The following is a 22,343-nucleotide window of genomic DNA, read 5'->3' on the forward strand; positions in this document are numbered from 1 at the left end:
AAACTGTTCCAATTCGATTGCAATTTAGACGAAATACAGCTCCTGCACGATGAAACAGATAAAAAAAGGGCTGCTCTGAAAAACAAAGCAGCCCGGATAAGAGTTTTATTCCTGCAGATTTTTATTTGAGCAGGGTGAATTTCTTTGTTGCCTTAAAGCTGCCGGCTTCGATCTTGTAGAGATAAACACCGCTGGCGAGTTTTGAAGCATCGAATGAAACATTGTATGTTCCGCTCTGATGGAATCCGTTAACAATCGTTCCAACTTCTTTACCAAGTATGTTGTATACTTTTATCGAAACAACACCTGCTTCAGGAATTGTATAGCGAATGGTAGTTGTCGGGTTGAACGGGTTCGGGAAGTTTTGTGCAAGGTGGTAGCCAGTAACTGCAGAACCGTCGGTGACATCAGACGGAGTATCATTCATCAGTCTGACATTTACAAACGGATTGTAATTATTTGCACCAACTGTTGCAACTGCAGTAACAGCATTCATGAAATCAGGTCTGTCCGGTACGACAGTGTACTGACCCGGTAAAACGCCGTCGAGAACGAAGTTGCCGTTTTTATCGGTCATGGCGAAAGCCACAACTTCATTGTCGGAATCGATTGCATAAACAAACGATTCTGAAGCAGCTTCGGTCAATCCTGCCATCACCTTACCCGATATCCAAGCAAAACCACTGTCGGGTCTTGCACGAACCGTAAAGTTGATATTCGAAATGAGAGTTGTTTCGTCAACAACTACCGAATCAGCCTGACTTCTTCTGTAAGCCTGAGCTCCGTCATATCTGAAGTAGGTTGGTTTATAGTTGCCTTGTGGTTTTACAAAAAGAATATACTCACCGGGGACGAGATTTGCGAATGCATAACTACCGAGTGAATCGGTATGCACTGCATAATGCTTCTGTCCGAAGAGATTCCCTTCAACTCTGTAAGCGGAAACATATCCCGGTACAGGAGTACCGACTGTATCCACAACGGTTCCGCTGATGCCATTTGCATAGACAGGAAGAGGATCCATTACGAAATCGATGCCGGTAACATTTCCGCTGATTCCGATTTTATCCGCTTCAGTTATGACTCTTTTATTGTTGTAGAACTCGGGGAAATAGGCAAATCCGGGAGCCTTTGCATAAACAATAACGGTGTCATTTTCTTTAACAGGCACGGAGTAGTTGCCAAGACTGTCGGTGTGGGTTCTTTTCACCATGTAATGATAGTTGTTCAACCTCACTTTGTAAACATAAATCTCAGCCCTCTGAGCAGCACCCTGATCGTTGGTAACTGTACCGGTGAGGGTATATGTTGCCGGCGGAACGAAGGTTGCAAGATCAATGGCGAGATTAACGGAATCGCCCTCTGCCAGTACCACAGGTGTTGCATTTGCAAAAGAGGTAACATTGTCATAATATTCAGAGATATAGCCCGGCTTCGTGGTCTGTACAAAATATGTGCCGGTTAAGACGGTTAATGAGAATGTTCCATCTGTTTTGGTTTTTGCTGAACGCATGTAATTGGATGTTTGTGAAAACACCTTTACAAATGCATCTTTCAAAGGAGCACCTGTTGCATTAAGAACAGTTCCTGTGATTTTAGCATAAGCCGGTGGAGGTGGCGGTGGTGCCAGAGTGATTTCTACTGTGTTTGAAGGATCACTTGTTGCTGCATTTGTATAAGCCACAACGAAATACTGATATGTAGCTCCGGGGAGTACCCGTGTGTCACTAAACCTTTTATCCCAAAGGTTGGAAGCGATAACTACAAAATTAGTACTGTCCGCATGTTTCTTGAATACTTTAAAACGGACATAGTTGCCGGGTGTTGGGGGTGCATATTTCCAGACAAGACTTACGAACTTGCCATGATGACTTGCGCCACCCTCGGTTGCCTTTAAACTATCCGGTGGTGCCAGTTGCGAGAACACCGGAATTGTCGCGAACACAAATACTGCAAGCATGAAAGTTGCAAGTTTTTGACGCATAAGACTCCTTATAAGTTGGTTAAAAAAAATAAACTGCCAATCCTTAAACTTGGACATCTTAAACCGGACAAGGGTTTAAAAAATTATCAAACTTTTTTGGGGAGGTAAAATTACACATTTATTTCTTTTTTTGCCGTGATTCAGCAGAAAAACCTTTCTTAAATCTGCTTCAATCTCCCCTTTTTTCGATAAAATGCCCTTTTTTGTCGGTGAATTTACCATTATTATATTCACTTTTCCCGATCATACTGAAAATGCTGACTTCTAAAGGTTAATTTCATATTTTTGCCATTGGCTTTAGCCTTATTTTTTCTTTTTTTAATCAATCAGAGACTGAAATGGAAAACGAATTTGAACGGGAAGACGAATTTCAACCCGAAGAACTTTCTTTTGGCGACAAAATAACAGGCGTAATAACAAGCCCTGCTTCAACTTTTGAGTCGATCGCAAAATTTGAAATAAAAACATCCGACTGGCTTGTCCCCTTGTTAATCCTGCTCGCAGGAGCCGTACTCTTCACCATACTGAAATTTACTGATCCTCAGGTAAAGGCTGATCTGTGGGCGAAGCAGAAGGCACAAACTCTTGAACAACTTAAAAAAGAAAACAAGAGTGCGGATGAAATAAGGAAAATGGATGAACTCATGGAACAGCAAAAGAACATGATGAGCGGACCGCTTGGTTATGTCTTCATGGGAATACCGATTTTTATCGGTGGTTTCATTATGTTTTTTATTGCTGCCGCGATCTACCTGGCACTCGCAAAACTGATCCTTCATTCACCCATTAATTACAAAGGGATGATGGTGGCATACTCTCTGCCGGCTTTAATACCTCTTGCGGGAATGGTGATCACGACAATTCTTACACTCCTTCTCTCGACCATGTATGCAGATACCTCCCTTGCTACATTTCTCGGTATTGAGAAAGGACCCGAAAAAAGCTTCCTGGCGATACTCGATCCATTCAAGCTTTTCAGTTGCTATCTCACGGGAATTGGAATGGCAAAGCTCTCCAATTCGCAAGAGACAAACAAATATGTGATTTTTTCAATCGGGGTACTTGTTGCTTTCTATCTGATTCTTGGTTCATTAAGCATGGCTTTCCCAGGATTGCAAAGTTTCGGGTTGTGACATGGAACAGGTGGCTTCACTTATCCAGGCGATGCTGGCACCGGGAATCATGATTTCCGCCTGCGGTTTGCTTATCCTCGGTATGAACAACAAATATTCGCTCGTGGTCAACAGGATCAGAGCGCTAAATGAAGAAAAGAGGAGATACGCAAAAGCGGCAGACACGAAGGAATTCGAGTATTTTGATGAGATTCGACTGAAAAGCATTTCGGTGCAACTCAACTCACTCATTATCCGGCTATCACTCGTAAAAAATGCCGTGGTATGCTATTCAGTCGGAGTGGGTTGCTTTGTAATCACTTCGATCTGGATCGGAATCGGTATGGTTGTCACCAAAACAGAACTGCTGAATTTCGGTATTATCTCGATAGTTTTCTTTGTTCTCGGGATGACCATTGTGCTTGCTGGAATTACCTTCGCTGCCAGAGAATCGATTAAAGGATATGAAATAGTCAGTTTTGAATTGAAGGCGGACGAATAAACGGATGACAGAGGAAGAATACCTTTCCCCGGAGAATATGATCAGGCTTTATTCGATGGGGGCTTTTCCCATGGCAGAAAGCAAGGACTCTCCGGAGGTAAACTGGTATATTCCGAAATCGAGAGCGATAATTCCTCTGGATAACTTCAACATACCAAGATCGCTGAAAAAAACAGTTAGAACGGGAACATTTGAGATCAGGATCAACGATGATTTCGACCGGGTTATCGACGGCTGTGCCGACAGGGAAGAAACCTGGATAAACGCTCCGTTAAAAGACGCATACAGAAATCTTTTCGAGATGGGCTATCTCTATACTTACGAGGTGTTTCAGTCTGATGACCTGCTCGGAGGCCTTTACGGCATCTGCCTTGGGGGTGCTTTTTTTGGTGAGTCGATGTTTACAAAGAAAAGTCAGGGCTCGAAAATAGCCCTGACTTTTCTAATAAACCGTTTGATCAAAAGGGGTTTTGTTCTGCTGGATGTGCAACTGATGAATCCGCATCTGAAAATGTTCGGGGCTGTAGAGGTACCTGAAGATGACTATAACCACCTCCTTCACAAGGCACTCGCGACCCGTACCGGATTTCTTTAGTCTGCGGTTATCCTGCCGTGTTTTTTCATAATCCTTTCCCACTCCTCCACTTCAAGCACTTCCGACTCGTCAATCAGCATAACGGGGATGTCGTTCTCTATTCTGTACCTGCGACGGGTATTTTTATCGGTTGAAACCAGAAAGTCACCCTCGAGAACGAGGTCGGCTTTTGTTTCGGGACAGCACATAATACTTAACAGTTCTTCTGAAATCATTTTATTTCCTTGTATTCCTTTAATCTGCCTAACGATTCCGCCCAGTAAAAGAGTTCCGTTGCGGCTTCCCGTTCAAGTTTTGTAACTTCCGGATTTGTAAGAGCGGTTACAAGCTTCTCAATCATGAGTTTGTAATGCTCTCTGAAATTCTCCTTTAAAAACAGGCCGTCTTCAATTTTGTTTTGTGAATATGCAAAAGCAAAAGCTTCCGTGAAGGAATTGTAGTCCTTCACATCACCCGGACGGGTCTGTGGAACTGAAGCACATCCAGCTAAAAAGAGAATGAGTAAAACTGATATGACGGTTTGGTGTCGGCGGTTCATAACCTTAAATAATTAATATTCAAAATTAGAGAACCGCCGTCAATTATAAAAATCAGAAAATCCAGGTGAGAGTTACTCTGTATGCATCAGAGAAGAAGGGGGCTTCTGTATCGAAGGGCCAGTTCATCTTCTCTTGTCTGAGCTCATATGCACCGTATGAGAGTGCATTTTTCAAAAGAAAATAAACTATTGGGGTGGCTCCGGGAGAAGACTTGTGTATTCTTGCCACAAATTCATCAATCAAACCGTGTCCTATCTCTTCGATAATGGAACTGCCTGCCCAGTACCAGAACATGGTTCTCGGATAAACAATCGATCTCTGCCAGCCGGCTCCAAGCTCCAAAGTCTCGTTGACTCTAAACTTTAGACCGCCTTCAAATCTGTTCCCAAATCTTATAGCTTCATTATAGAGGTCCATTGTTTCCCGGGCTTTCCCGGTAATATTAAAAGTGTCGACTGTCATATACGACCACTGCATGCCGCGGGAGTTATATGGAATTATCTTAAGACTTCCCGCATCGTATGCAATTCCCGATGATGCATCAAATCCGAACTTCCAGGCGGTAGTCTGTATTTTGCTTCCATCTGTCGAGCTACCGATATTGTAGGCATGTTTTCCGAAAAATAATCCGGATTGTTTTTCAAAAGGGGCTCTCCATGGATTGGATGTAGTGCTTGAATAACCGAGCTTTGCCTCTATCGAGCCGGTATTTGCAATCGACCCGGGTAATCCGAAGTATGTGTTCTCTGCCATTCCGTATGACAGGGAGATGTATGGCTTTTTATGACTCCAGCCAAAATCAAATGTCCAGTCGTCAAATTCCCACCAGTCGTCATTTTGGGCAAAAGCCATGGAACTTGTTAAAACTGTAAAAAGAAGTACTAATCTGTATTTCATTGTTGTTATTCTCCAAATTTAAAATCTGCACTGCAAAATTATCAATATTAAGTGGTTAATTCGAAATATTGTGATGCCCGATTTTATTTTTTGACAAGCGGTAGTTATTATTGCCTGACATTTTTTGAGGAGTTTTATGAAGCATGTAAGTTTTCTTCTTTTGGCTGTTTTGGTGTTGCCGGCATACCCCCAGTCTGTTTTTCACCAGGTGATGAAAACAGAACTCGCCTTTTCCGCACTTAGTGTGAAATCCGGTATAAAAACATCATTTCTTGCATTTCTTTCCGATTCGTGCAAGATGTATGACGAAGATACGCTCGTTGATGGTAAACCCCTCTATGAAAAGAGAAGCGGTGAGGAGAAGAACACTCTGGTTTGGTATCCGGATCATATAATTGCCCCAGAAGACGGGGAGATTGCTTTTTCGACGGGTGTATATAACCTGAAAAGGAGAAGTGACAGTTCAGTCATTTCCAGCGGAAGGTTTTACACCGTCTGGAAAAAAGAAGGAACTGATTACAAGGCAATATTTGACGGAGGCAATGAGACCGATGATAAATTTCAACCGTTCGATGAAAAAAATGTAAGGCACATTGCAGTTTCGCAAAAGGAAAAATCAACTCCCGGTTTCGACGGCTTTTACAAAGACTTTATAAACCGCCTCTACGGAGGAAAACTCGATGGAAAAGATATTTCAGATGGTTTCGTTGGAATAATTAACGGGAAAAGTCATAAGGAAGCAGAAGGGCTGCTAAATGCACTTAAAGAGTTTCGAAATGTCTCCAAAGTCAAGGAATTGAAAGATTTTTCTTCAAAATCAGGAAATCTTGCCGTCAAAGTGGGGAGCTTTGTATCGGTCAAATTTGCCAGACCGGTAATGTTTCTTGCGGTTTTTACGCTTCAAAAAAACGAATGGAAGCTTGATACAATTTCAATATCTCTCTGATTTTTCCGTTTTTGAAACCCGCAATTTAATTGAAGGATGACAGGGCGGTATTCCCGTCATCCTTCAACCTTCTATTCAAACTGATTACCATGAAAGACTACAAAGTTTTTGAGGTTCCGAGTTTATTGTTTTTATAGTCAAATTCCGAACCCATGGCACTGTGAGGAATGTAATACATCGCCAGAAGTACGATCAAAGCTACAATTCCCAGCCAGTAACGGGGTTTTTTAATACTGAAAACCCACGCTCCCAGCCAGAACAGGAAGGAAAAGAGCAGTTTGTTGTCGGTCAAATCCCATCCAAAGGGGATTCCCGACCAAAAGACTCCGAATGCATATTTTTGCACAACAGGACCCAGTATCAGCCCGCCGATGAAGAGAACCATCGTGGTAATCAGGGCAAATTTTGTAAATGACGGGTGCTTCAGATAAGCATAAAATCCCGTTATATTCGACATGAACATCCCGGCAAACATAAAGAGAACATGAACCAGCACTATCCAAAGTGGCACATGCCCCTTGAAGCGGATTACAACTGTTTCATGCCCCGTGATATCCTGGGGTTCCTTCCCCTTTGTCTGCAGCACAATTGAATATTCAAGCTTTCCAGCAGGCGGTTGTTTAGGGAGGAATGCCAGAAGTGTCGTGTCTTTTCTTTCAAAATTTACTTCCTTGTACTCCTCATTCATATTGAATCTCCGGTAGAGAAGTTTCGCCGTGATTGAAGTATCGGAAACCGGGAGGATGACAGGGCAGTCGGTGTCATCTCCGTGAGAACGGGGAAGCTTTACCTTGTATTCCTGTCCCTCAAATGTGAAGGTAATTTTTTTATCGTAGGTTGGTCCCGTTACCCTTTGGTAGTAACCGGTAACCAGCATAAGAACTGCCGCAACCACCCACCAAATCCACAATTTTCTTTTTTTGTCTGTCATATTTCACAAATAGATAAAGTAAATATCAGTTTTGATTTTGATTTATACCTGTTCCTTAAAACCGGAACTGATTTCACTTGCAAAAATAAGCAATTAACGAGGTATAAGGGCTTTTTTGCGGCTTTTATTTTCAACAAATCGCGCCATACCATTCAAATCAGATGCGTAATCACACCATAATATCCAAATATTTTCATAATTTAAGCAACCACTTCAGAAAGAATAATTATGTCGACCGATAATGTTTCCAAATTCCTCGGCAACTACAAATTCAAGAGAGCTGGCCTCTTCCTCGGCATCATCGCTTTTTTATTGTTTGTTCTTTTTTCAGGATTGCCGCACAACGCCAGATTCTGTGCAGGTATTGCTATTCTTATGTCGATATGGTGGGTAACAGAAGCAGTTCCTCTGGCAGTCACTTCACTCGTCCCCCTTGTACTTTTCCCTCTTTCAGGTGTAATCAGTGGAAAGGATGCGGCAGCGGCATATACCAACTCGACAATCTTCCTCTTTCTGGGTGGATTCATCATTGCCCTTGCAATGGAGAAGTGGAACCTGCACAAAAGAATTGCTCTGGGACTGGTCTCCCGTTTCGGGAAAAGCCCTTCCACAATAGTTCTCTCATTCATGATCGCAGGCGGTTTCTTATCGATGTGGATCTCGAACACCGCCACTGCTGTGATGCTCCTTCCGATCGGTATGGCAATAGTCTCCAAAATGGAGGAGGAGCATGGAATTGGTGCCACTTCCAATTTTTCCAAATCGCTGATGCTCTCCATCGCTTATGCAGCATCCATTGGGGGAATCGGGACTTACATTGGCACACCACCGAATCTTGTTTTTCAAAGAATTTATACTCAGACATTTCCCGACAATCCCACCGTGGGATTTGGACAGTGGATCCTCTGGTTCTTCCCTCTTGCGATCATTTTAACTGTTTTTGTCTGGTGGCTGCTTACAAAAGTGATGTTCAAAAGTGATGACAAGTTCGAAATCGATCGCACAGTTATGAAAAAAGAGTATGCGGACCTGGGGAAAATGAAGTATGAAGAGAAGACAATCCTTACCCTGTTCGCGTCAACAGCGCTGCTTTGGATTTTCAGGGAAGACATCAAGGCAGGATTTGTAACCGTACCGGGATGGTCGAATCTTTTCCCGTCAGCCGGTTTTATCGATGACGGCACAGTCTCAATCTTTGCCGCGCTTCTTCTTTTTATTCTGCCATCAAAAAAGGAAGCCGAAGAGAAGGGAGCAATAATAGACGCCTGGATAATTCGTGATATTCCGTGGGATGTAATCCTTCTTTTTGGTGGCGGGTTTGCTCTTGCGGAGGGTTTTGTAAAAAGCGGACTTTCAGAACAAATAGGTAAAAGTTTCGATTTTGCCTCCGGAATGCCTGTAATCGTGATAATATTTGCAATTTCTTTGATTGTAACATTCCTCACCGAACTTACATCCAATACCGCCACAGCTCAAATTTTTCTGCCAATCCTCGCTGCCTTCGCGATAGAGTGGCATATAGATCCCCTGCTTCTTATGCTTCCGGCAACGATCTCCGCCTCCATGGCATTCATGATGCCTGTTGCCACTCCCCCAAATGCAATAGTCTTCGGCTCCCGTCGCCTCCAAATAGCCGATATGGCGAAGACCGGATTTATAATCAACATTTTCGGAGCGGTGGTGATTACGGCGTTAATCTACCTGGTAGTTGGGTAGAACCTCGGAACCTCAGAACAGAGTATAGATGAAAGGCGCTAGCGGGCTGCCTTTGGCGAAAACGAGGAGAAGACCGATAAATATTACAATGATGGCGATTGGCATCAGCCACCACTTTTTGTTTTCCTTCAGGAAGGAGAGGTACTGGGAAATTATTTTGATTTTGCTCATTTAAATTCCTAATGCATTTTTTCGTAATCGATTGTGTGATTTTGTTTTTTGATCCAGTAGGATTCCTTCTTTTTCCTGAAATCAAGATCGAGGAATTCCTTCCCGAAAAGTTTTGCAACAACTCCCACCGGAGCAACCACAAGATAGAAAATTATTGTGAAGATTATTTTTGAAACAAACCACCCGAGGGTGAATGCGAATGTCATCCACACTTTGTAGATATCCACTGTTTTCGAAGGAGCTGTGAAAGCTACCAGTGTGAGAAATGCTCCGAAAGCAGCTACAAGGATACCCGTTGTCTGGTATGAGGTAAAAGACTGAAGCAGAACACCCGCCAGCACCAGCGTAATCCCAAGTGTGGCACTCCCCTTTCTCAGGGCACGAGGGGATAAGTCCAGTTCATTTACTTCTTTTTTTATCTCTTTAATCAAGCTCATATACTTCCTGCCATTTTATATCATCGTGAAAAGCCGGTTGATTTTCTTTATATAGAATAAAGTTTTCGAGTACAAGTACATCTATTTCTGTACGCATAAAACATTTATATGCATCGAGTGGAGATTCGACAATCGGTTCCCCGCGCACATTGAAACTTGTGTTTACAATAACCGGACAGCCTGTTTTTCCATAAAACGAATTGATCAGGTCATAATATCTTTTGTTGTCATCGGGATGAACGGTCTGAATTCTTGCGGAATAATCCACATGAGTGACGGCAGGGATATCCGACCGTAAAATATTGAGAAGATCAATACCCCACAGTTTCGACTCTTCTTCTGTCATTTTTCTTTGCTTTTCCTTCACCACATCAGCAACCAGAAGCATGTAAGGACTTTCACAGTCGAGATCGAACCATTCATGAACCTTGTCATACATCACTGAAGGTGCAAACGGTCGAAAACTTTCCCTGTATTTGATTTTCAGATTCATTTTTTTCTGCATCTCTGGATTTCGTGCATCTCCAATTATGGAACGGTTGCCAAGTGCACGGGGACCATATTCCATTCTTCCATGGAACCAGCCGAGAATTTTTCCGTCTTTCATTAGATCGGTTGCTTTGTCCAGCAGTTCGTCATCATTCAGTTTTGTTGCAGGAAGATTGTATTTTTTCAGGAACTCTTCGATCTGCTCGTTTTTGTAAGCAGGTCCGAGTGAAGACCCCTTCTGAAGGTCTCTCTCCCCTTTTTTAGGGGCTGCATTTCCGAAGTGGTGGTAATGGGCAATCAGTGCTGCACCGAGGGCACCACCTGCATCACCGGCAGCGGGTTGAATCCATAGATTATCGAATATCTTTTCACTGAGAAGAATACCATTCGCCACACAGTTTAGTGCAACACCCCCCGCAAGGCAGAGATTCTTCTTCCCCGTCTCTTTTCTGATATGACGAGCCATCCTCAAAACAATCTCTTCCGTCACTTCCTGAACCGAACGGGCAAGATCCATCTCTCTTTGTGTAAGATTTGTTTCGGGCTCACGGGCTGGTCCGCCGAATAATTCAGAAAACCTGTCGTTGGTCATTTTCAGACCCGTATTGTAGTCGAAATAGTCCATGTTCATTTTGAATGAACCGTCTTCCTTCAGGTCAATCAGGTATTTGTAGATGTTTTCGACATACTTGGGTGTGCCATAAGGAGCAAGACCCATCACCTTGTACTCACCCGAATTCACTTTGAATCCTGTATGGTATGTGAATGCCGAATAGAGAAGTCCGAGGGAGTGGGGGAAATTGATCTCGCCAAGTATTTTAACAGAATTTCCCTTGCCAACTCCATATGAAGCAGTTGCATACTCACCCACACCGTCAATAGTAAGAAATGCTGCCTCATCAAATTTTGAAGGGAAAAATGCACTCGCTGCGTGTGATTCATGGTGCTCGGGATAGAGAATTTTGCCTGTGAATCCGGTCTCTTTTTCGATTATGTCGGGAATCCAAAGTTTTTGCTTGATCCACAAAGGAATAGCCATCATGAACGATTTCAATCCCCTCCCGGGATAGCTCAAATATGTTTCGAGCAGGCGGTTGAACTTCAAAAACGGTTTATCATAAAAGGCGATTGCATCAATCTTCGAAATATCAATCCCCGCTTCCCTCAGGCAGTATTTCACCGCATTGGAAGGGAAATTGTGATCGTGTTTCTTCCTTGTAAACCGCTCTTCCTGCGCAGCGGTTATTATCTCGCCGTCTTTGATTAAAGCAGCCGCTGAGTCATGGTAAAAAGCCGATATTCCAAGTATGTACATATTTTTTGTCTTCATAAAAGTTCATGGTTACACGGATTGCTCATGACAACCGGTCAATCACATCGCTCAATATTTTGTCTGCTAATGAGGTTGCATCCGATGTGAGGGCTTTACATTCGGTTTTCATGGCTGTTATATAATCCTGGTCTTTGATATCTTTGAGGTTAATCAGGACATTCAAGACTCCGCCCTGAACGCCGGTCAGTGCCATGCGTGCACCGACGGTGACATCGGTGATTGAGTTGGGATTTCCATGCTGTTTCACTACTTCGCAGATTTTTATCGCTTCATAGCTCAGTTTTGCAGTAGTCAAAGGAACCTGAACTGCTTTTTTCAATCCAGCTTGCATTGCAGCAAAGCGGGTATTTTTCTCTTCAGGAGTGTTTTGAGGAAGCCTCATTGCTTCCATATATTCATTGAATGCATTAGAGTCGTCATCTATGTTTTTTATCAGTTTGTCTTTGATTTCAATTGCCTTGACAGAAAGTTCATTCAGCATAATATCGATATCTCCTGCCCCTTTTTTGTAAGCAGTAAGGTTTACCACCATTGAAGCAAGGGAGGCGCCGATTGCTCCTGCCATTGCGGCAACCGAACCTCCACCGGGTGCGGGAGATTCTCTCGAAACTTCATCTGCAAATCCGGCTACAGTGAGAGAGGAGAGTGCTTTTTCATCAATTTTTGGGAGACCAAGTACCCGCTCTTCAATTTTGAACGGTGACACATCATTCAGTCCAAGAGATTGTGCTGCAGTTTTGAGGACATCCATCACCGGAATACCAGTTGGTCTCTCCTGTCTCCTGAGGTAGAAAATCCCGCTTTCATAAAGCGCCCTAAACGGAACCATCCCGACAATTTCACTACCTGTAACAGTTATACCGCGGGCTTCTGCGAGTTTCTTTGCCTCTTCATAAACGAGATGCATCGGTGTGGTTTTGTAGTCCGTCAGGTTGATTGAAATCTGTGCTCTGTCATACTCGGGTACCATCCAGCCGATTGCTTTGCAATTTTTGAATTTACCGGGAATCTTGACCGATTCCCCTTCCGGTTTTTGTGTATTAACTCCATTCAGTTCGAGCAGTTCAAAAAGGTCAAAACCATATTTTTCATTGCAATATGCGGCTGTTTCTTCAATGGTTTTGCCGGTGAAGTCATCCAGTCCCGAAGGATAGCTCCCCTCGCGATACTTCAAAATAGTCGGTCGTTTATAATAAAAAACTCCGCTTCCACCTGTTCTTGCAGATCTTCCCTTCTCTCTCAGTTCGAATGCGATATCAGTAGCCGCTTTTACTTCCCGGGTGTTCAGGTTGATGTTGTAAGCGATCAGAAACTCCCTTACACCCATCACGGTCGCACCTGCTTTGGCATTAAATTCAACAGGTCCATGGTCGGGCTTCCATTCCGGTTTTTTCATTTTTTCTTCGAGGGCTTCGTATTCACCCTGACGGATAATTGCAAGGTTTTTCCTTTTAGGATCGTTCTGTGAAAGTTCGTACATGTAGACAGGGATTCCGAGTTCTTTCCCGACCCGCTCAGCTACCCGGTGAGAAAGTTCGATTGCTTCCTCTGTAGTGATACCGCTGACAGGAATGAAAGGGCATACATCGGTGGCACCCATTCTTGGATGAGAACCTTTGTGTTTCGACATGTCTATCAGCTCGGACGCCTTTTTAATCGACCGAAATGCTGCTTCGGCAACAGCTTCGGGGTTCCCGATAAAAGTAACCACAGTTCTGTTCATCTCAAAACCGGGATCGACATTCAAAAGTTTTACACCTTCCACTGCCTCTATGACACCGGTGATTTGTTTTATAGTTTCAGGATTTTGTCCTTCAGAAAAGTTTGGTACGCATTCGATTATTCTGTCTTCCATGTAAGTATCCTCAAATTCAAAAAAAAGCAATTTTTAAATTTAACGAATTGCAGGGTATCTTGAGTCAGGAACGGTTTCCTTTAAGGAATCTCTTGAAATCTGTCCTTCATTTGTGAGATTTGATAATTAATTTACGATGCGGTTTTTCCCGAAGTGATTAGATTCAGGTTTGATTTTCCAAAAATTCCGACGAGAAAAAAATGACTGACAGAAGAAACTTCATCAAAAATTCACTCGGGATATCTGCCCTCTTTGTGGCAGAATCCGTCGCATCCCCGCTTCAAAACTTCATAGATCCTCCTAAAACTCAAGAAAAGGGTCTTCGAAAAATTTCCGGGAGGGTTACATCGGGCACCAAGCCATTAAAAGGAGTTGCTGTTTCCGATGGAGTTTCGGTTGTTACCACCTCGACAGATGGATATTTCGAACTGTCTGCCGGAAAAGATGAAAAATTCCTCTTTATCTCGAATCCCGCGGGTTACGCTGTAAACACAAATCCAACGGGTACGGCAAGGTTTTACGAAAAAATCACAGATAAAGCCGAGCAGGAGATAAATTTTGATCTGAAAACCACCGGGAACGACACCAGACATTCATTTTTCCTTCTCGCGGATCCCCAGCCGTTGGACATGGAGGATATCGGGCTCTTCAACGCCGAGACAATTCCTGATTTAATCGAAATGGCAAAAGGGAGAACCAGCCTTTTCGGTGTCGCATGCGGCGATATCGTCTTCAACGACCTGAAACTCTTCCCCGAGTACGAAAAGGCGATCAAAAAAACCGGGATTCCTTTTTTTCAGGTACTCGGAAACCACGATACCGATCATGGTGCCGGAACGGACGAACTTTCGGTTGCCACTTTCAACGAGTTTTTTGGACCCAGGTACTATTCCTTCAACAAAGGTGAAATTCACTATATAGTGCTTGATGACATCTTCTGGTTCGGAGATTACATCGGTTATCTCGACCAAAAGCAGCTCGACTGGATGGAGCAGGATCTTGCTCTTGTTCCAAAAGGAAGAACGGTTGTAGTCTTCTGTCACATCCCTCCATATAACACGGAACATATAAGATACAAATACGCAAAACCGAATAACAGTGTGGTAATAACCAACAGAAAAATGCTTTACAACCTCTTGAAACCTTATAAATCATTCGTACTTACGGGACACATGCATGAAAGCGAGTATATCGAAGAGGAAGGAATAGAGATTCATGTTTGTGGTGCTGTTTGTGGTGCCTGGTGGACTGCTCCCACATGTTTTGACGGTACTCCCAAGGGATATGGCATTTATGAAGTTGATGGAACTGAGATCAGATGGAAGTATAAATCGACAGGGAAGCCAATCGGTCACCAGATATCTCTCCACAAAATCACCGGGAAAGACGGGAAACCTCTTGAGGTCATGGCTAATGTCTGGTCATGGGACAAATATTGCAGGGTCAACTGGTATCAGGACGGAACCACCATGGGTGAAATGGAGAAAAGACGCGGCTCCGATCCCGAAACGGTACTTCTTTTCGAAGGTGACAAAAAACCAAAGAAACACACTTGGGTGGAGCCCGCAACCACTGATCATCTCTTTTATGCCAAGCCATCACCGGATGCAAAGGTTGTTGAAGTGGAGTATGTAAACAGATGGGGAGAAAAATTCAGAGATAAGATTACCCTGTAAGGATCATAAGGCGCAGAAATAAAAAAAGGCAGGACCCGTCTAAATGTTTCGAGGAGAAACTTTGGATCCTGCCTCTATTGATCTCCGCGGATATACCGGCGGATGGTAAAGGCTACAGGTTGAAATACATTTTGAATTCAAACGGATGAGGCATAGTGCCTATTGCAGATATCTCCTCGTGTTTGATTTTCATCCATTGTGCAATCAACTGATCAGTGAAAACACCACCTCTTTTGAGGAATTCGTTGTCCACCTCGAGAGCATCGAGTGCCTCATCAAGGTTTCTGGGGAGGAAGTGGAGCCTGTCCTTGCTTCTGTCGCTGAAATCAAGCTTTTCAGAAGGACCAAATCCTTCGGCTTCAGGATCGATTTTGTTGACCACTCCATCAATTCCTGCAAGAATGATTGCGCTTAAACAGAGGTATGGATTTGCAGTCGCATCAGGCGGACGGTATTCGAAACGGGTTTCATCGGGATTGTTAATATATTTTGGAATTCTGATGGCAGACGCCCTGTTTCCCTGACCATAAGTGAGCACCACGGGAGCTTCAAACCCGGGTACGAGTCTTTTATATGAGTTGGTCGAAGGATTTGTGAAAGCAGAAAGAGCCGGTCCGTGTTTCAGGATTCCGCCCATGAAATATCTTCCAAGATCGTTGATATTACCATATCTCCCCTTTTCATAAAAAGCGTTTTTACCGTTTTTCGTGAGATAAAGATGGAGGTGCATACCGTTACCCGCCTGCTGGTACATCGGTTTTGGCATGAAGGTAATGAACAGATTCTGCTGTCTTGCAAAATTCAAAAGAACATATTTTGAAGTGACGATATTGTCAGCGGTTGCAAGCAGATCGCTGAAATAAGTTTCGATTTCCTGCTGTCCTCTTTCACCAACTTCATGGTGGTGGTATTTTACATCAACACCCACCTGTTTGAGAAGGCTGCATGCCTTGTCCCTGAAATCATCATACACATCAAACGGATTTGCTGCGTGATATGCATTGCGATGAAATTCCTCTTCATGTTCAATTTCATAGTATGATGAGGCAGTTCTTGTATCGTATTTCACTTTTGAGAAGATGTAGAATTCGAATTCAGGTCCCCACATCGACTTGTCGGCTCCTGTATACTCCTTCAGTAGGGCTTCCACTCGCTTTGCCATGTGTCTTCCGTCCTGTGGGAACGGAGTTCTGTTTTCATCAGTGAGGTGAACAGTTGAATAGAAACTGAGAGTTGGGGCATCCCTGAACAGATCGACAACGGCAGTGGACAGATCCGGGATCTGAACCATGTCGCTGTTTTCCACTTTTGAAAACCCGTAACTCGATGCATCAAACCCGACACCCTCGGCGAGCAGTTTTTCGAGTATTCCACTTCTTACAGGGAGAGAGATATGGTGAAGTCTTCCGGTAAGATCTATGCTTTTAAGGTCTATCACTTCAATGGCATTCTCTTCAATGAGACGATTGCAGTGGTTTAATAAATTATTAATCATTTTTTGCTCTAATTTGTATGATCCGGTATGCAAAATTATAACATTTTTTATTCAGATAAAAACCGGTTCAGCCTTATTTATTAAGGTTTGTTACCGAATAACACTATTTCTCATCTCTTCCTGCCTAAATTTATAAAATATATAAGCATGTTCGCCTTATAATCTTAAATTATTAAGGTTTTGGAATAATTTTTTCAGGGCAGCTTTTTTTAGCTGTTATTGTCGTATTGAATTGTTAAATTGAACCGAATTAATTCAGTAATTTTACTGATTAATTTAAATTTTTGAACGCCGTGATATCTTCCTTTGTTAATTGAGGCATGAATGCTTAAACACATTTTATTTATCGGAATACTTATTCTTTTTGTAGCTGTTGCTGCAGCCGTGGCTATCAACAAACACAGCCAGTTGGAGCAGATGGAAAGCACAAAGAGGAGCATTCAGGATTCGACCGTAAATGATAAAAAAGGAAAAAATGTGAAAGACAAAGTTGTGAAAACCGAAGAGGAATGGAAAAGCCTGCTGACGGAGGAACAGTTCTTCGTTATGAGGCAGAAAGGGACAGAAAGACCCTTCACAGGTGAATACTGGGATCATAAAGCTGCGGGAGTTTATAAATGTGCGGGATGCGGAACCGTTCTTTTTGCTTCAGATACAAAATTTGATGCCCATTGCGGCTGGCCCAGTTTCTATGCCCCTAAAGACAGCAATATCATAGCGGAACATACCGACCGCTCCTATGGAATGGTGAGAACTGAAGTGACCTGCGACAAATGTGGTGCCCACCTTGGACATGTCTTTAATGACGGACCCAAACCGACGGGATTGAGATATTGCATCAACTCGGCAGCTCTGAAGTTCGAAAAACAGTAATAGATGAATTTAAAACATGCAGACCCGGAATATTCCATCCCGGGTCTGTTTCATTTTAAAGAAGTCAGGGAAGTTTTGCCATGGCAATTACTTCAGTGAATGCAGAAAAGAACTGATCAAGCTCCTCTTTTTCAATAATCAATGGAGGGAGAAGCCGGATAACCCGGTCGTTGGTACAGTTCACTAAAAATTTTCGTTTCAGCATCTCCTGAACTATTCCCGCTCCGGGAAATGTCAGTTCCACACCGGTCATTAGTCCCTTGCCCCGCACCTCCTTTATTTTTTCAGGAAATTGATTTTGAAGCTCTTTCAGTTTTTGGATCAGGTATTCTCCCTTTTCTTTGGCATTTTCCATCAGTCCTTTCTCGAAGACTTCCTTCATCACTACAATTCCTGCGGCACAACTTACAGGATTACCGCCAAATGTGGTTCCGTGTCTTCCCGGTGTAAGAATTTCGGAGTATTCCTTGCTTACGAGCAGGGCACCGAGCGGGAGTCCGCCTCCAATCGCTTTTGCCGTGAGTATCATATCGGGGATGAAATTAAAATGTTCGTGGGAGAATGGCTTGCCGGTTCTTCCGATGCCGCACTGGATACAGTCAGAAATGACGAGAAATCCGAATTTTTTTCTTAATTCTTCAAGTTTTGCGACAAATTCACCCGTAACAGAGTATATTCCTCCCTCTCCCTGAATGAATTCAAGAAAAACAGCGGCAGTGTTTTCATCAACTTTCTCAACCAGATCATCGATATCATTGTACCTGATCATTCCCGTTTTGGGGAGAAGCGGTCCAAATCCTTTTTGGTATTTCTCCTTGTGGGTAAGTGAAAGTCCGCCGTATGTCCTGCCGTGAAATCCGCCAGAGAGAGAATAAATCATTTTTTCACTCCCTTTTGCGGCACGGATCAGCTTAATTGCCGCTTCCACAGTTTCGGTTCCGCTGTTGGTGAAAAAGAGTTTCTCCATTCCGGAGTATTTTATCAGGAGTGACGCCATTTCAATCTGCACATCCGTCAGGAACATGTTTGACAAATGCCCAAATCTTCCGATTTGTTTGGAAACTGCCTCAACTACTCCGGGGTGAGCATATCCGAGAGCATTTACAGCGAGACCGCCGAACAGATCGAGATACTTCTCTCCGTCTTTTGTAATAAGGTATGACCCGCTGCCATGATCAATATCGATCTGCAGTCGGTTGTATGTATTCAGAAAATACGATTCAGCTAAATTCATGCAAAAAATCCTCTTTTTTAATTTCAAAATTGCTGATTTTGCCTTTTCCTGCCAAACTTAATAATTCATTATATTTATTATTAGGTTTTAATAATTTCTAAAGGACAGCAACGAATGTTCAAAGGAACAGGAACTGCCATAATAACACCGTTTCTTGAAGATGGTGGTGTGGACTACAATTCTTTAAAAAACTTTATCCGTTTCCAGATCGACAATGGTGTCGAAATGCTCATCGTCCTCGGAACCACCGGAGAAGCACCCGTAATCGAGGAAGATGAACGGGAAAAAATTATCGCTACTGTTGTGGAAGCGAACAACGGGAAGGCGAAAGTAATTGTCGGAACCGGCACAAACAGCACCTCCCATGTTGTAAAAAACAACACAGTAGCTGAAAAACTCGGAGCAGACGGACTCCTTATCGTGAATCCTTACTACAACAAAGGAACACAGGCAAGCGTTTATGAACATTACAAATATATCGCTGAAAAGACCGAACTCCCGATAATTTTGTATAATGTGCCGTCCCGTACTGCCATGAACATGCTTCCCGATACGATGCTCAGGATACACAGTGACTGCAAAAATGTTGTGGCGATAAAAGAAGCATCCGGCAACATTTCACAAATAGCAAAACTTCTCGCTGCGGCTCCCGAAACCCTCACCGTCCTCTCGGGAAATGACGACCAGACACTCCCGATTATGGCTCTTGGCGGCAAGGGTGTTATCTCCGTCTTTTCCAATGTTTTCCCGAGGGAAATGAGTGACCTGACCACTGCCATGCTCGAAGGAAGAAACGGGGATGCGTTAAAAATTCACAACAAATATCTCGATATGATGAACCTCCTGTTCATCGAAACCAGTCCCTCTCCCGTTAAAGCGGCCTGTTCTATTCTGGGACTCTGCAAAAACACACTTCGCATGCCTCTCGCTCCTGTTTCTGATAGAAGCTGTGAACTGATCAGATTGGCTATTAACAAACTGAAAGCTTAAAAATGAAATACGGACTGTTTGGCGCTTCCGGCAAAATGGGCAGGGAGCTGCAAAGCGTTTTTTCCGAATCGGGACACAAATGCGTTTTTACTCTCGATCTTGAAGGTGTACGACATGATGATGACCCCGAGGTGCTTATCGATTTCTCGCAACCCGAGGTTTTTGACACAGTGCTCCATCACATGACCAAATTTAAGTGTCCTCTCGTCTCGGGTACCACCGGGTTAAGTCAACTTCAACTCGATGCCTTGAAAGAGTTTTCCAAGGAGCTGCCGATCGTACAGAGCTACAACTATTCAAAAGGAGTCCAGATACTCCTGAAAGCAACTGCAATTCTGAACGAAAACCTTAAAGGCTGGGATGTGGAGATATCCGAAACCCACCACCGGTTCAAAAAAGACAAGCCATCGGGAACTGCAATAATGCTAAAAGAGGTTGTCGGGAAAGATGTGCCGGTTTCTTCTCTTCGTCTCGGAAATGTTCCGGGAGACCACACAATCTATTTTGCGGGTCTTGGCGAAGTGATTTCCATCTCCCATTCTGCGACTAACAGAAGAACTTTTGCCGAAGGAGTGCTCCTTGCGGCAGAGTTTGTGATGAGCAAAACCACCGGACTCTATTCATTTACAGATGTTGTATTTCATGACAAGTAACGGATAACATGGACTCTTACGAAATAATCGATTTTATAGCAAAAGCCACAAAAAAAACGCCGGTGAAGGCTTATCTTGCGGGTAATCTCGCGGGAATTGACTTCTCGGACCTGGAGTTTTACGGCGATCACAAATGGGGAGTGCTCTTCTGCGAGCACTCCGAACTTGTTGCCCTGCTCGAAACCCACAAGGAGAAATTTTCACACTACCGGATTGAAAACGACAGAAGACACTCGGCAGTACCACTTCTCGACCTTACCAAAGTGAATTCGAGAATAGAACCGGGTGCCATTATCCGGGACAAGGTTGATATCGGCAACAATTGCGTCATTATGATGGGAGCCGTGATCAATATAGGTGCTGTTATTGGTGACCGGACAATGATCGACATGAATGTGGTGGTAGGCGGTCGGGCAATAGTGGGAAAAGACTGTCACATTGGTGCCGGTACTGTTCTTGCAGGTGTGATCGAGCCCCCGAATGCGGAACCTGTAGTGGTTGGCGACAAGGTGGTTATCGGTGCAAATGCTGTCGTGCTTGAAGGAATAAAGATTGGCGAGGGCGCAGTGGTTGCCGCAGGTGCAATTGTTGTCTCCGATGTGGAGCCTTACACGGTTGTGGCGGGAGTTCCGGCTCGGGTAATCAAAAAAGTTGACGAAAAGACAAAGTCGAAAACCATAATAATGGATTCTCTTAGGAGTCTGTAGAGATGGGTACCACACTTGTCGTTCAGAAATTTGGAGGAAGCTCCGTTGCTGATGCACAAAAAATTCTGGGTGTTGCCGCCCGGATAGCAAAACGGGTGGATGCCGGATTTAAGTTGATTATTGTTGTCTCGGCAATGGGAAAAAGCACCGATGGTTTGATTAAACTCGCAAAAGAAGTGTCACCCGATCCCGATCCGAGAGAGTATGACATGCTGCTTAGCACCGGGGAACAGGTTTCAGTCTCTTTGGTCTCCATGGCTCTTAAAGATCTTGGAGTGAAGAGCAAATCCCTCAATGCTTTTCAAGCTGGGATAAAGACCACCAAAAGCCACACTCAGGCAAAAATCCTCCACTTCGATACAGATTACCTGAAAGAACAGTTAAAGGAATATGATGTTCTTGTGGTTACAGGTTTTCAGGGAGTTACTGAGGATTGGGAGATTACGACCCTGGGAAGAGGGGGGTCAGACACTTCAGCCGTTGCCCTCGCCTCTGCTCTTGGAGTCGATTGTGAAATTTACAGCGATGTGGCAGGAATCTACACAACCGACCCGAAGCTGCACCCGAATGCCAAAAAACTTAAGCAGGTCTCCTATGACGAGATGCTCGAAATGGCTTCGCTCGGTGCAAAAGTTCTTCACAGCCGCTCAGTGGAAATCGCCAAAAAATTCAATATTAACCTCTATTGTGGTTCAACTTTTTCAGACGAGGAAGGAAGTTATGTCGTGAACGAAGATATTTTGATTGAAGAACCCGTTGTCACCGGCTGCAGTGTGACCGAAAACGAAACCCAGGTAATTATAAAAAAACTCCCTGTTGACTACTCAATCGTGCAAAGCCTTTTCGAAAGGGTTGCTGCCGAGGGATTGAATGTCGATATGATTTCGATGATCAACACGGGAGACGAACTCGTCGTTTCCTTCACCGTCATTTCGGAGAAAATAAAAGACCTCGACGCTGCCATCACCCGCTCTCTCTCAGGTATCGATACTCATGTGGTTGAGTATCATTCAGACTATTTGAAACTCTCTGTAGTGGGAATCGGCATGAAGTCAGAGGGAGGTGTAGCTGCTACATTTTTCCGCGCCTTAAAAAACATTCCCGTGAAACTTGTTACCACTTCCGAGATAAAAATTTCCTGTCTGATCGACAAGCAATTCAAAGAGGAAGCAGTAAACAATATCGTTAATGCATTCAATTTATAATAC

General features: G+C 43.6%; 22 protein-coding genes. 11 read left to right on the plus strand and 11 right to left on the minus strand.

Translation table 11 applies throughout. The annotated features are described in order from the left end of the window. Positions 1-121: 121 nt before the first annotated feature. The gene (locus tag LCH52_01640) at positions 122-1,984 is read right to left on the minus strand and encodes a carboxypeptidase regulatory-like domain-containing protein (GenBank protein ID MCA0387176.1); all 1,863 of its coding nucleotides are present in this window, start codon (positions 1,982-1,984) and stop codon (positions 122-124) included. Between the two features lie 338 nt (positions 1,985-2,322). On the opposite strand from LCH52_01640, the gene LCH52_01645 reads away from it, so the two are divergent. Genes LCH52_01645 through aat form a run of 3 tightly spaced genes read left to right on the plus strand, consistent with a single transcriptional unit; the run spans position 2,323 to position 4,193 of the window. Next, positions 2,323-3,117 (plus strand): YIP1 family protein, encoded by a 795-nt coding sequence (locus LCH52_01645; GenBank protein ID MCA0387177.1) that lies wholly within the window; start codon positions 2,323-2,325, stop codon positions 3,115-3,117. 10 nt (positions 3,118-3,127) lie between these two features. Then, positions 3,128-3,598 carry a DUF2721 domain-containing protein gene (locus tag LCH52_01650; GenBank protein MCA0387178.1) on the plus strand — a complete coding sequence of 157 codons (471 nt, stop codon included), beginning with the start codon at positions 3,128-3,130 and terminating at the stop codon, positions 3,596-3,598. Between the two features lie 37 nt (positions 3,599-3,635). Continuing rightward, complete coding sequence (gene aat / locus LCH52_01655) at positions 3,636-4,193, plus strand: leucyl/phenylalanyl-tRNA--protein transferase (GenBank protein MCA0387179.1); 558 nt, start codon at positions 3,636-3,638, stop codon at positions 4,191-4,193. Here the strand turns inward: aat and LCH52_01660 are convergent. The 3 genes from LCH52_01660 to LCH52_01670 are packed head-to-tail and all read right to left on the minus strand — an operon-like array spanning position 4,190 to position 5,629. Next, on the minus strand, positions 4,190-4,408 hold the full coding sequence (locus LCH52_01660; GenBank protein ID MCA0387180.1) for a hypothetical protein: 219 nt from the start codon (positions 4,406-4,408) through the stop codon (positions 4,190-4,192). The two genes, aat and LCH52_01660, sit on opposite strands and share 4 nt — an antisense overlap. Next, positions 4,405-4,731, minus strand: coding sequence for a hypothetical protein (locus tag LCH52_01665; GenBank protein MCA0387181.1), 327 nt, complete (start codon positions 4,729-4,731; stop codon positions 4,405-4,407). The genes LCH52_01660 and LCH52_01665 overlap by 4 nt, the downstream gene beginning before the upstream one ends. A gap of 52 nt (positions 4,732-4,783) precedes the next feature. After that, a complete protein-coding gene (locus LCH52_01670) occupies positions 4,784-5,629 on the minus strand; it encodes a hypothetical protein (protein ID MCA0387182.1) in 846 nt (281 codons plus the stop codon). A gap of 136 nt (positions 5,630-5,765) precedes the next feature. On the opposite strand from LCH52_01670, the gene LCH52_01675 reads away from it, so the two are divergent. Further along, on the plus strand, positions 5,766-6,575 hold the full coding sequence (locus LCH52_01675; protein MCA0387183.1) for a hypothetical protein: 810 nt from the start codon (positions 5,766-5,768) through the stop codon (positions 6,573-6,575). Positions 6,576-6,672: 97 nt separating this feature from the next. Here LCH52_01675 and LCH52_01680 read toward each other — a convergent pair whose 3' ends face one another. Continuing rightward, positions 6,673-7,506 carry a hypothetical protein gene (locus tag LCH52_01680; GenBank protein ID MCA0387184.1) on the minus strand — a complete coding sequence of 278 codons (834 nt, stop codon included), beginning with the start codon at positions 7,504-7,506 and terminating at the stop codon, positions 6,673-6,675. Between the two features lie 228 nt (positions 7,507-7,734). Between LCH52_01680 and LCH52_01685 the strand changes: the two genes are divergently transcribed. Then, positions 7,735-9,222 carry an SLC13 family permease gene (locus LCH52_01685; protein ID MCA0387185.1) on the plus strand — a complete coding sequence of 496 codons (1,488 nt, stop codon included), beginning with the start codon at positions 7,735-7,737 and terminating at the stop codon, positions 9,220-9,222. A 12-nt stretch (positions 9,223-9,234) separates the two neighbouring features. Here LCH52_01685 and LCH52_01690 read toward each other — a convergent pair whose 3' ends face one another. The 4 genes from LCH52_01690 to ftcD are packed head-to-tail and all read right to left on the minus strand — an operon-like array spanning position 9,235 to position 13,507. Then, entirely contained in the window at positions 9,235-9,393 is a 159-nt protein-coding gene (locus LCH52_01690; GenBank protein ID MCA0387186.1) for a DUF5989 family protein, read from the minus strand. 8 nt (positions 9,394-9,401) lie between these two features. Continuing rightward, positions 9,402-9,830, minus strand: coding sequence for an SxtJ family membrane protein (locus LCH52_01695; protein MCA0387187.1), 429 nt, complete (start codon positions 9,828-9,830; stop codon positions 9,402-9,404). After that, positions 9,817-11,634, minus strand: a complete 1,818-nt coding sequence (locus tag LCH52_01700; GenBank protein MCA0387188.1) for a carbamoyltransferase — start codon at positions 11,632-11,634, stop codon at positions 9,817-9,819. Before LCH52_01700 ends, LCH52_01695 begins: the two co-directional genes overlap by 14 nt. Before the next feature lie 40 nt (positions 11,635-11,674). Continuing rightward, entirely contained in the window at positions 11,675-13,507 is a 1,833-nt protein-coding gene (ftcD, locus tag LCH52_01705; GenBank protein ID MCA0387189.1) for a glutamate formimidoyltransferase, read from the minus strand. A 200-nt stretch (positions 13,508-13,707) separates the two neighbouring features. Between ftcD and LCH52_01710 the strand changes: the two genes are divergently transcribed. Then, positions 13,708-15,183, plus strand: coding sequence for a calcineurin-like phosphoesterase family protein (locus LCH52_01710; GenBank protein MCA0387190.1), 1,476 nt, complete (start codon positions 13,708-13,710; stop codon positions 15,181-15,183). Between the two features lie 112 nt (positions 15,184-15,295). On the opposite strand, the gene glnA is transcribed toward LCH52_01710, so the two are convergent. Further along, positions 15,296-16,678: a type I glutamate--ammonia ligase gene (gene glnA, locus LCH52_01715; protein MCA0387191.1), complete on the minus strand. Its 1,383-nt coding sequence runs from the start codon at positions 16,676-16,678 to the stop codon at positions 15,296-15,298. Between the two features lie 477 nt (positions 16,679-17,155). Between glnA and msrB the strand changes: the two genes are divergently transcribed. Beyond that, positions 17,156-17,551: a peptide-methionine (R)-S-oxide reductase MsrB gene (msrB, locus tag LCH52_01720; protein ID MCA0387192.1), complete on the plus strand. Its 396-nt coding sequence runs from the start codon at positions 17,156-17,158 to the stop codon at positions 17,549-17,551. A 64-nt stretch (positions 17,552-17,615) separates the two neighbouring features. On the opposite strand, the gene LCH52_01725 is transcribed toward msrB, so the two are convergent. Continuing rightward, entirely contained in the window at positions 17,616-18,785 is a 1,170-nt protein-coding gene (locus LCH52_01725) for an acetylornithine/succinylornithine family transaminase (GenBank protein ID MCA0387193.1), read from the minus strand. Between the two features lie 114 nt (positions 18,786-18,899). Here LCH52_01725 and dapA point away from each other — a divergent pair, with 114 nt between their 5' ends. Genes dapA through LCH52_01745 form a run of 4 tightly spaced genes read left to right on the plus strand, consistent with a single transcriptional unit; the run spans position 18,900 to position 22,340 of the window. Next, the gene (gene dapA / locus LCH52_01730; GenBank protein ID MCA0387194.1) at positions 18,900-19,775 is read left to right on the plus strand and encodes a 4-hydroxy-tetrahydrodipicolinate synthase; all 876 of its coding nucleotides are present in this window, start codon (positions 18,900-18,902) and stop codon (positions 19,773-19,775) included. 2 nt (positions 19,776-19,777) lie between these two features. Continuing rightward, positions 19,778-20,428 carry a 4-hydroxy-tetrahydrodipicolinate reductase gene (locus tag LCH52_01735; protein ID MCA0387195.1) on the plus strand — a complete coding sequence of 217 codons (651 nt, stop codon included), beginning with the start codon at positions 19,778-19,780 and terminating at the stop codon, positions 20,426-20,428. Between the two features lie 8 nt (positions 20,429-20,436). Continuing rightward, positions 20,437-21,135: a 2,3,4,5-tetrahydropyridine-2,6-dicarboxylate N-acetyltransferase gene (dapD, locus tag LCH52_01740; GenBank protein MCA0387196.1), complete on the plus strand. Its 699-nt coding sequence runs from the start codon at positions 20,437-20,439 to the stop codon at positions 21,133-21,135. 2 nt (positions 21,136-21,137) lie between these two features. Beyond that, positions 21,138-22,340: an aspartate kinase gene (locus LCH52_01745; protein MCA0387197.1), complete on the plus strand. Its 1,203-nt coding sequence runs from the start codon at positions 21,138-21,140 to the stop codon at positions 22,338-22,340. Positions 22,341-22,343: the final 3 nt, after the last annotated feature.

It is taken from the genome of Bacteroidota bacterium (assembly GCA_020161395.1).
GTDB lineage: Bacteria > Bacteroidota > Ignavibacteria > Ignavibacteriales > Ignavibacteriaceae > UTCHB3.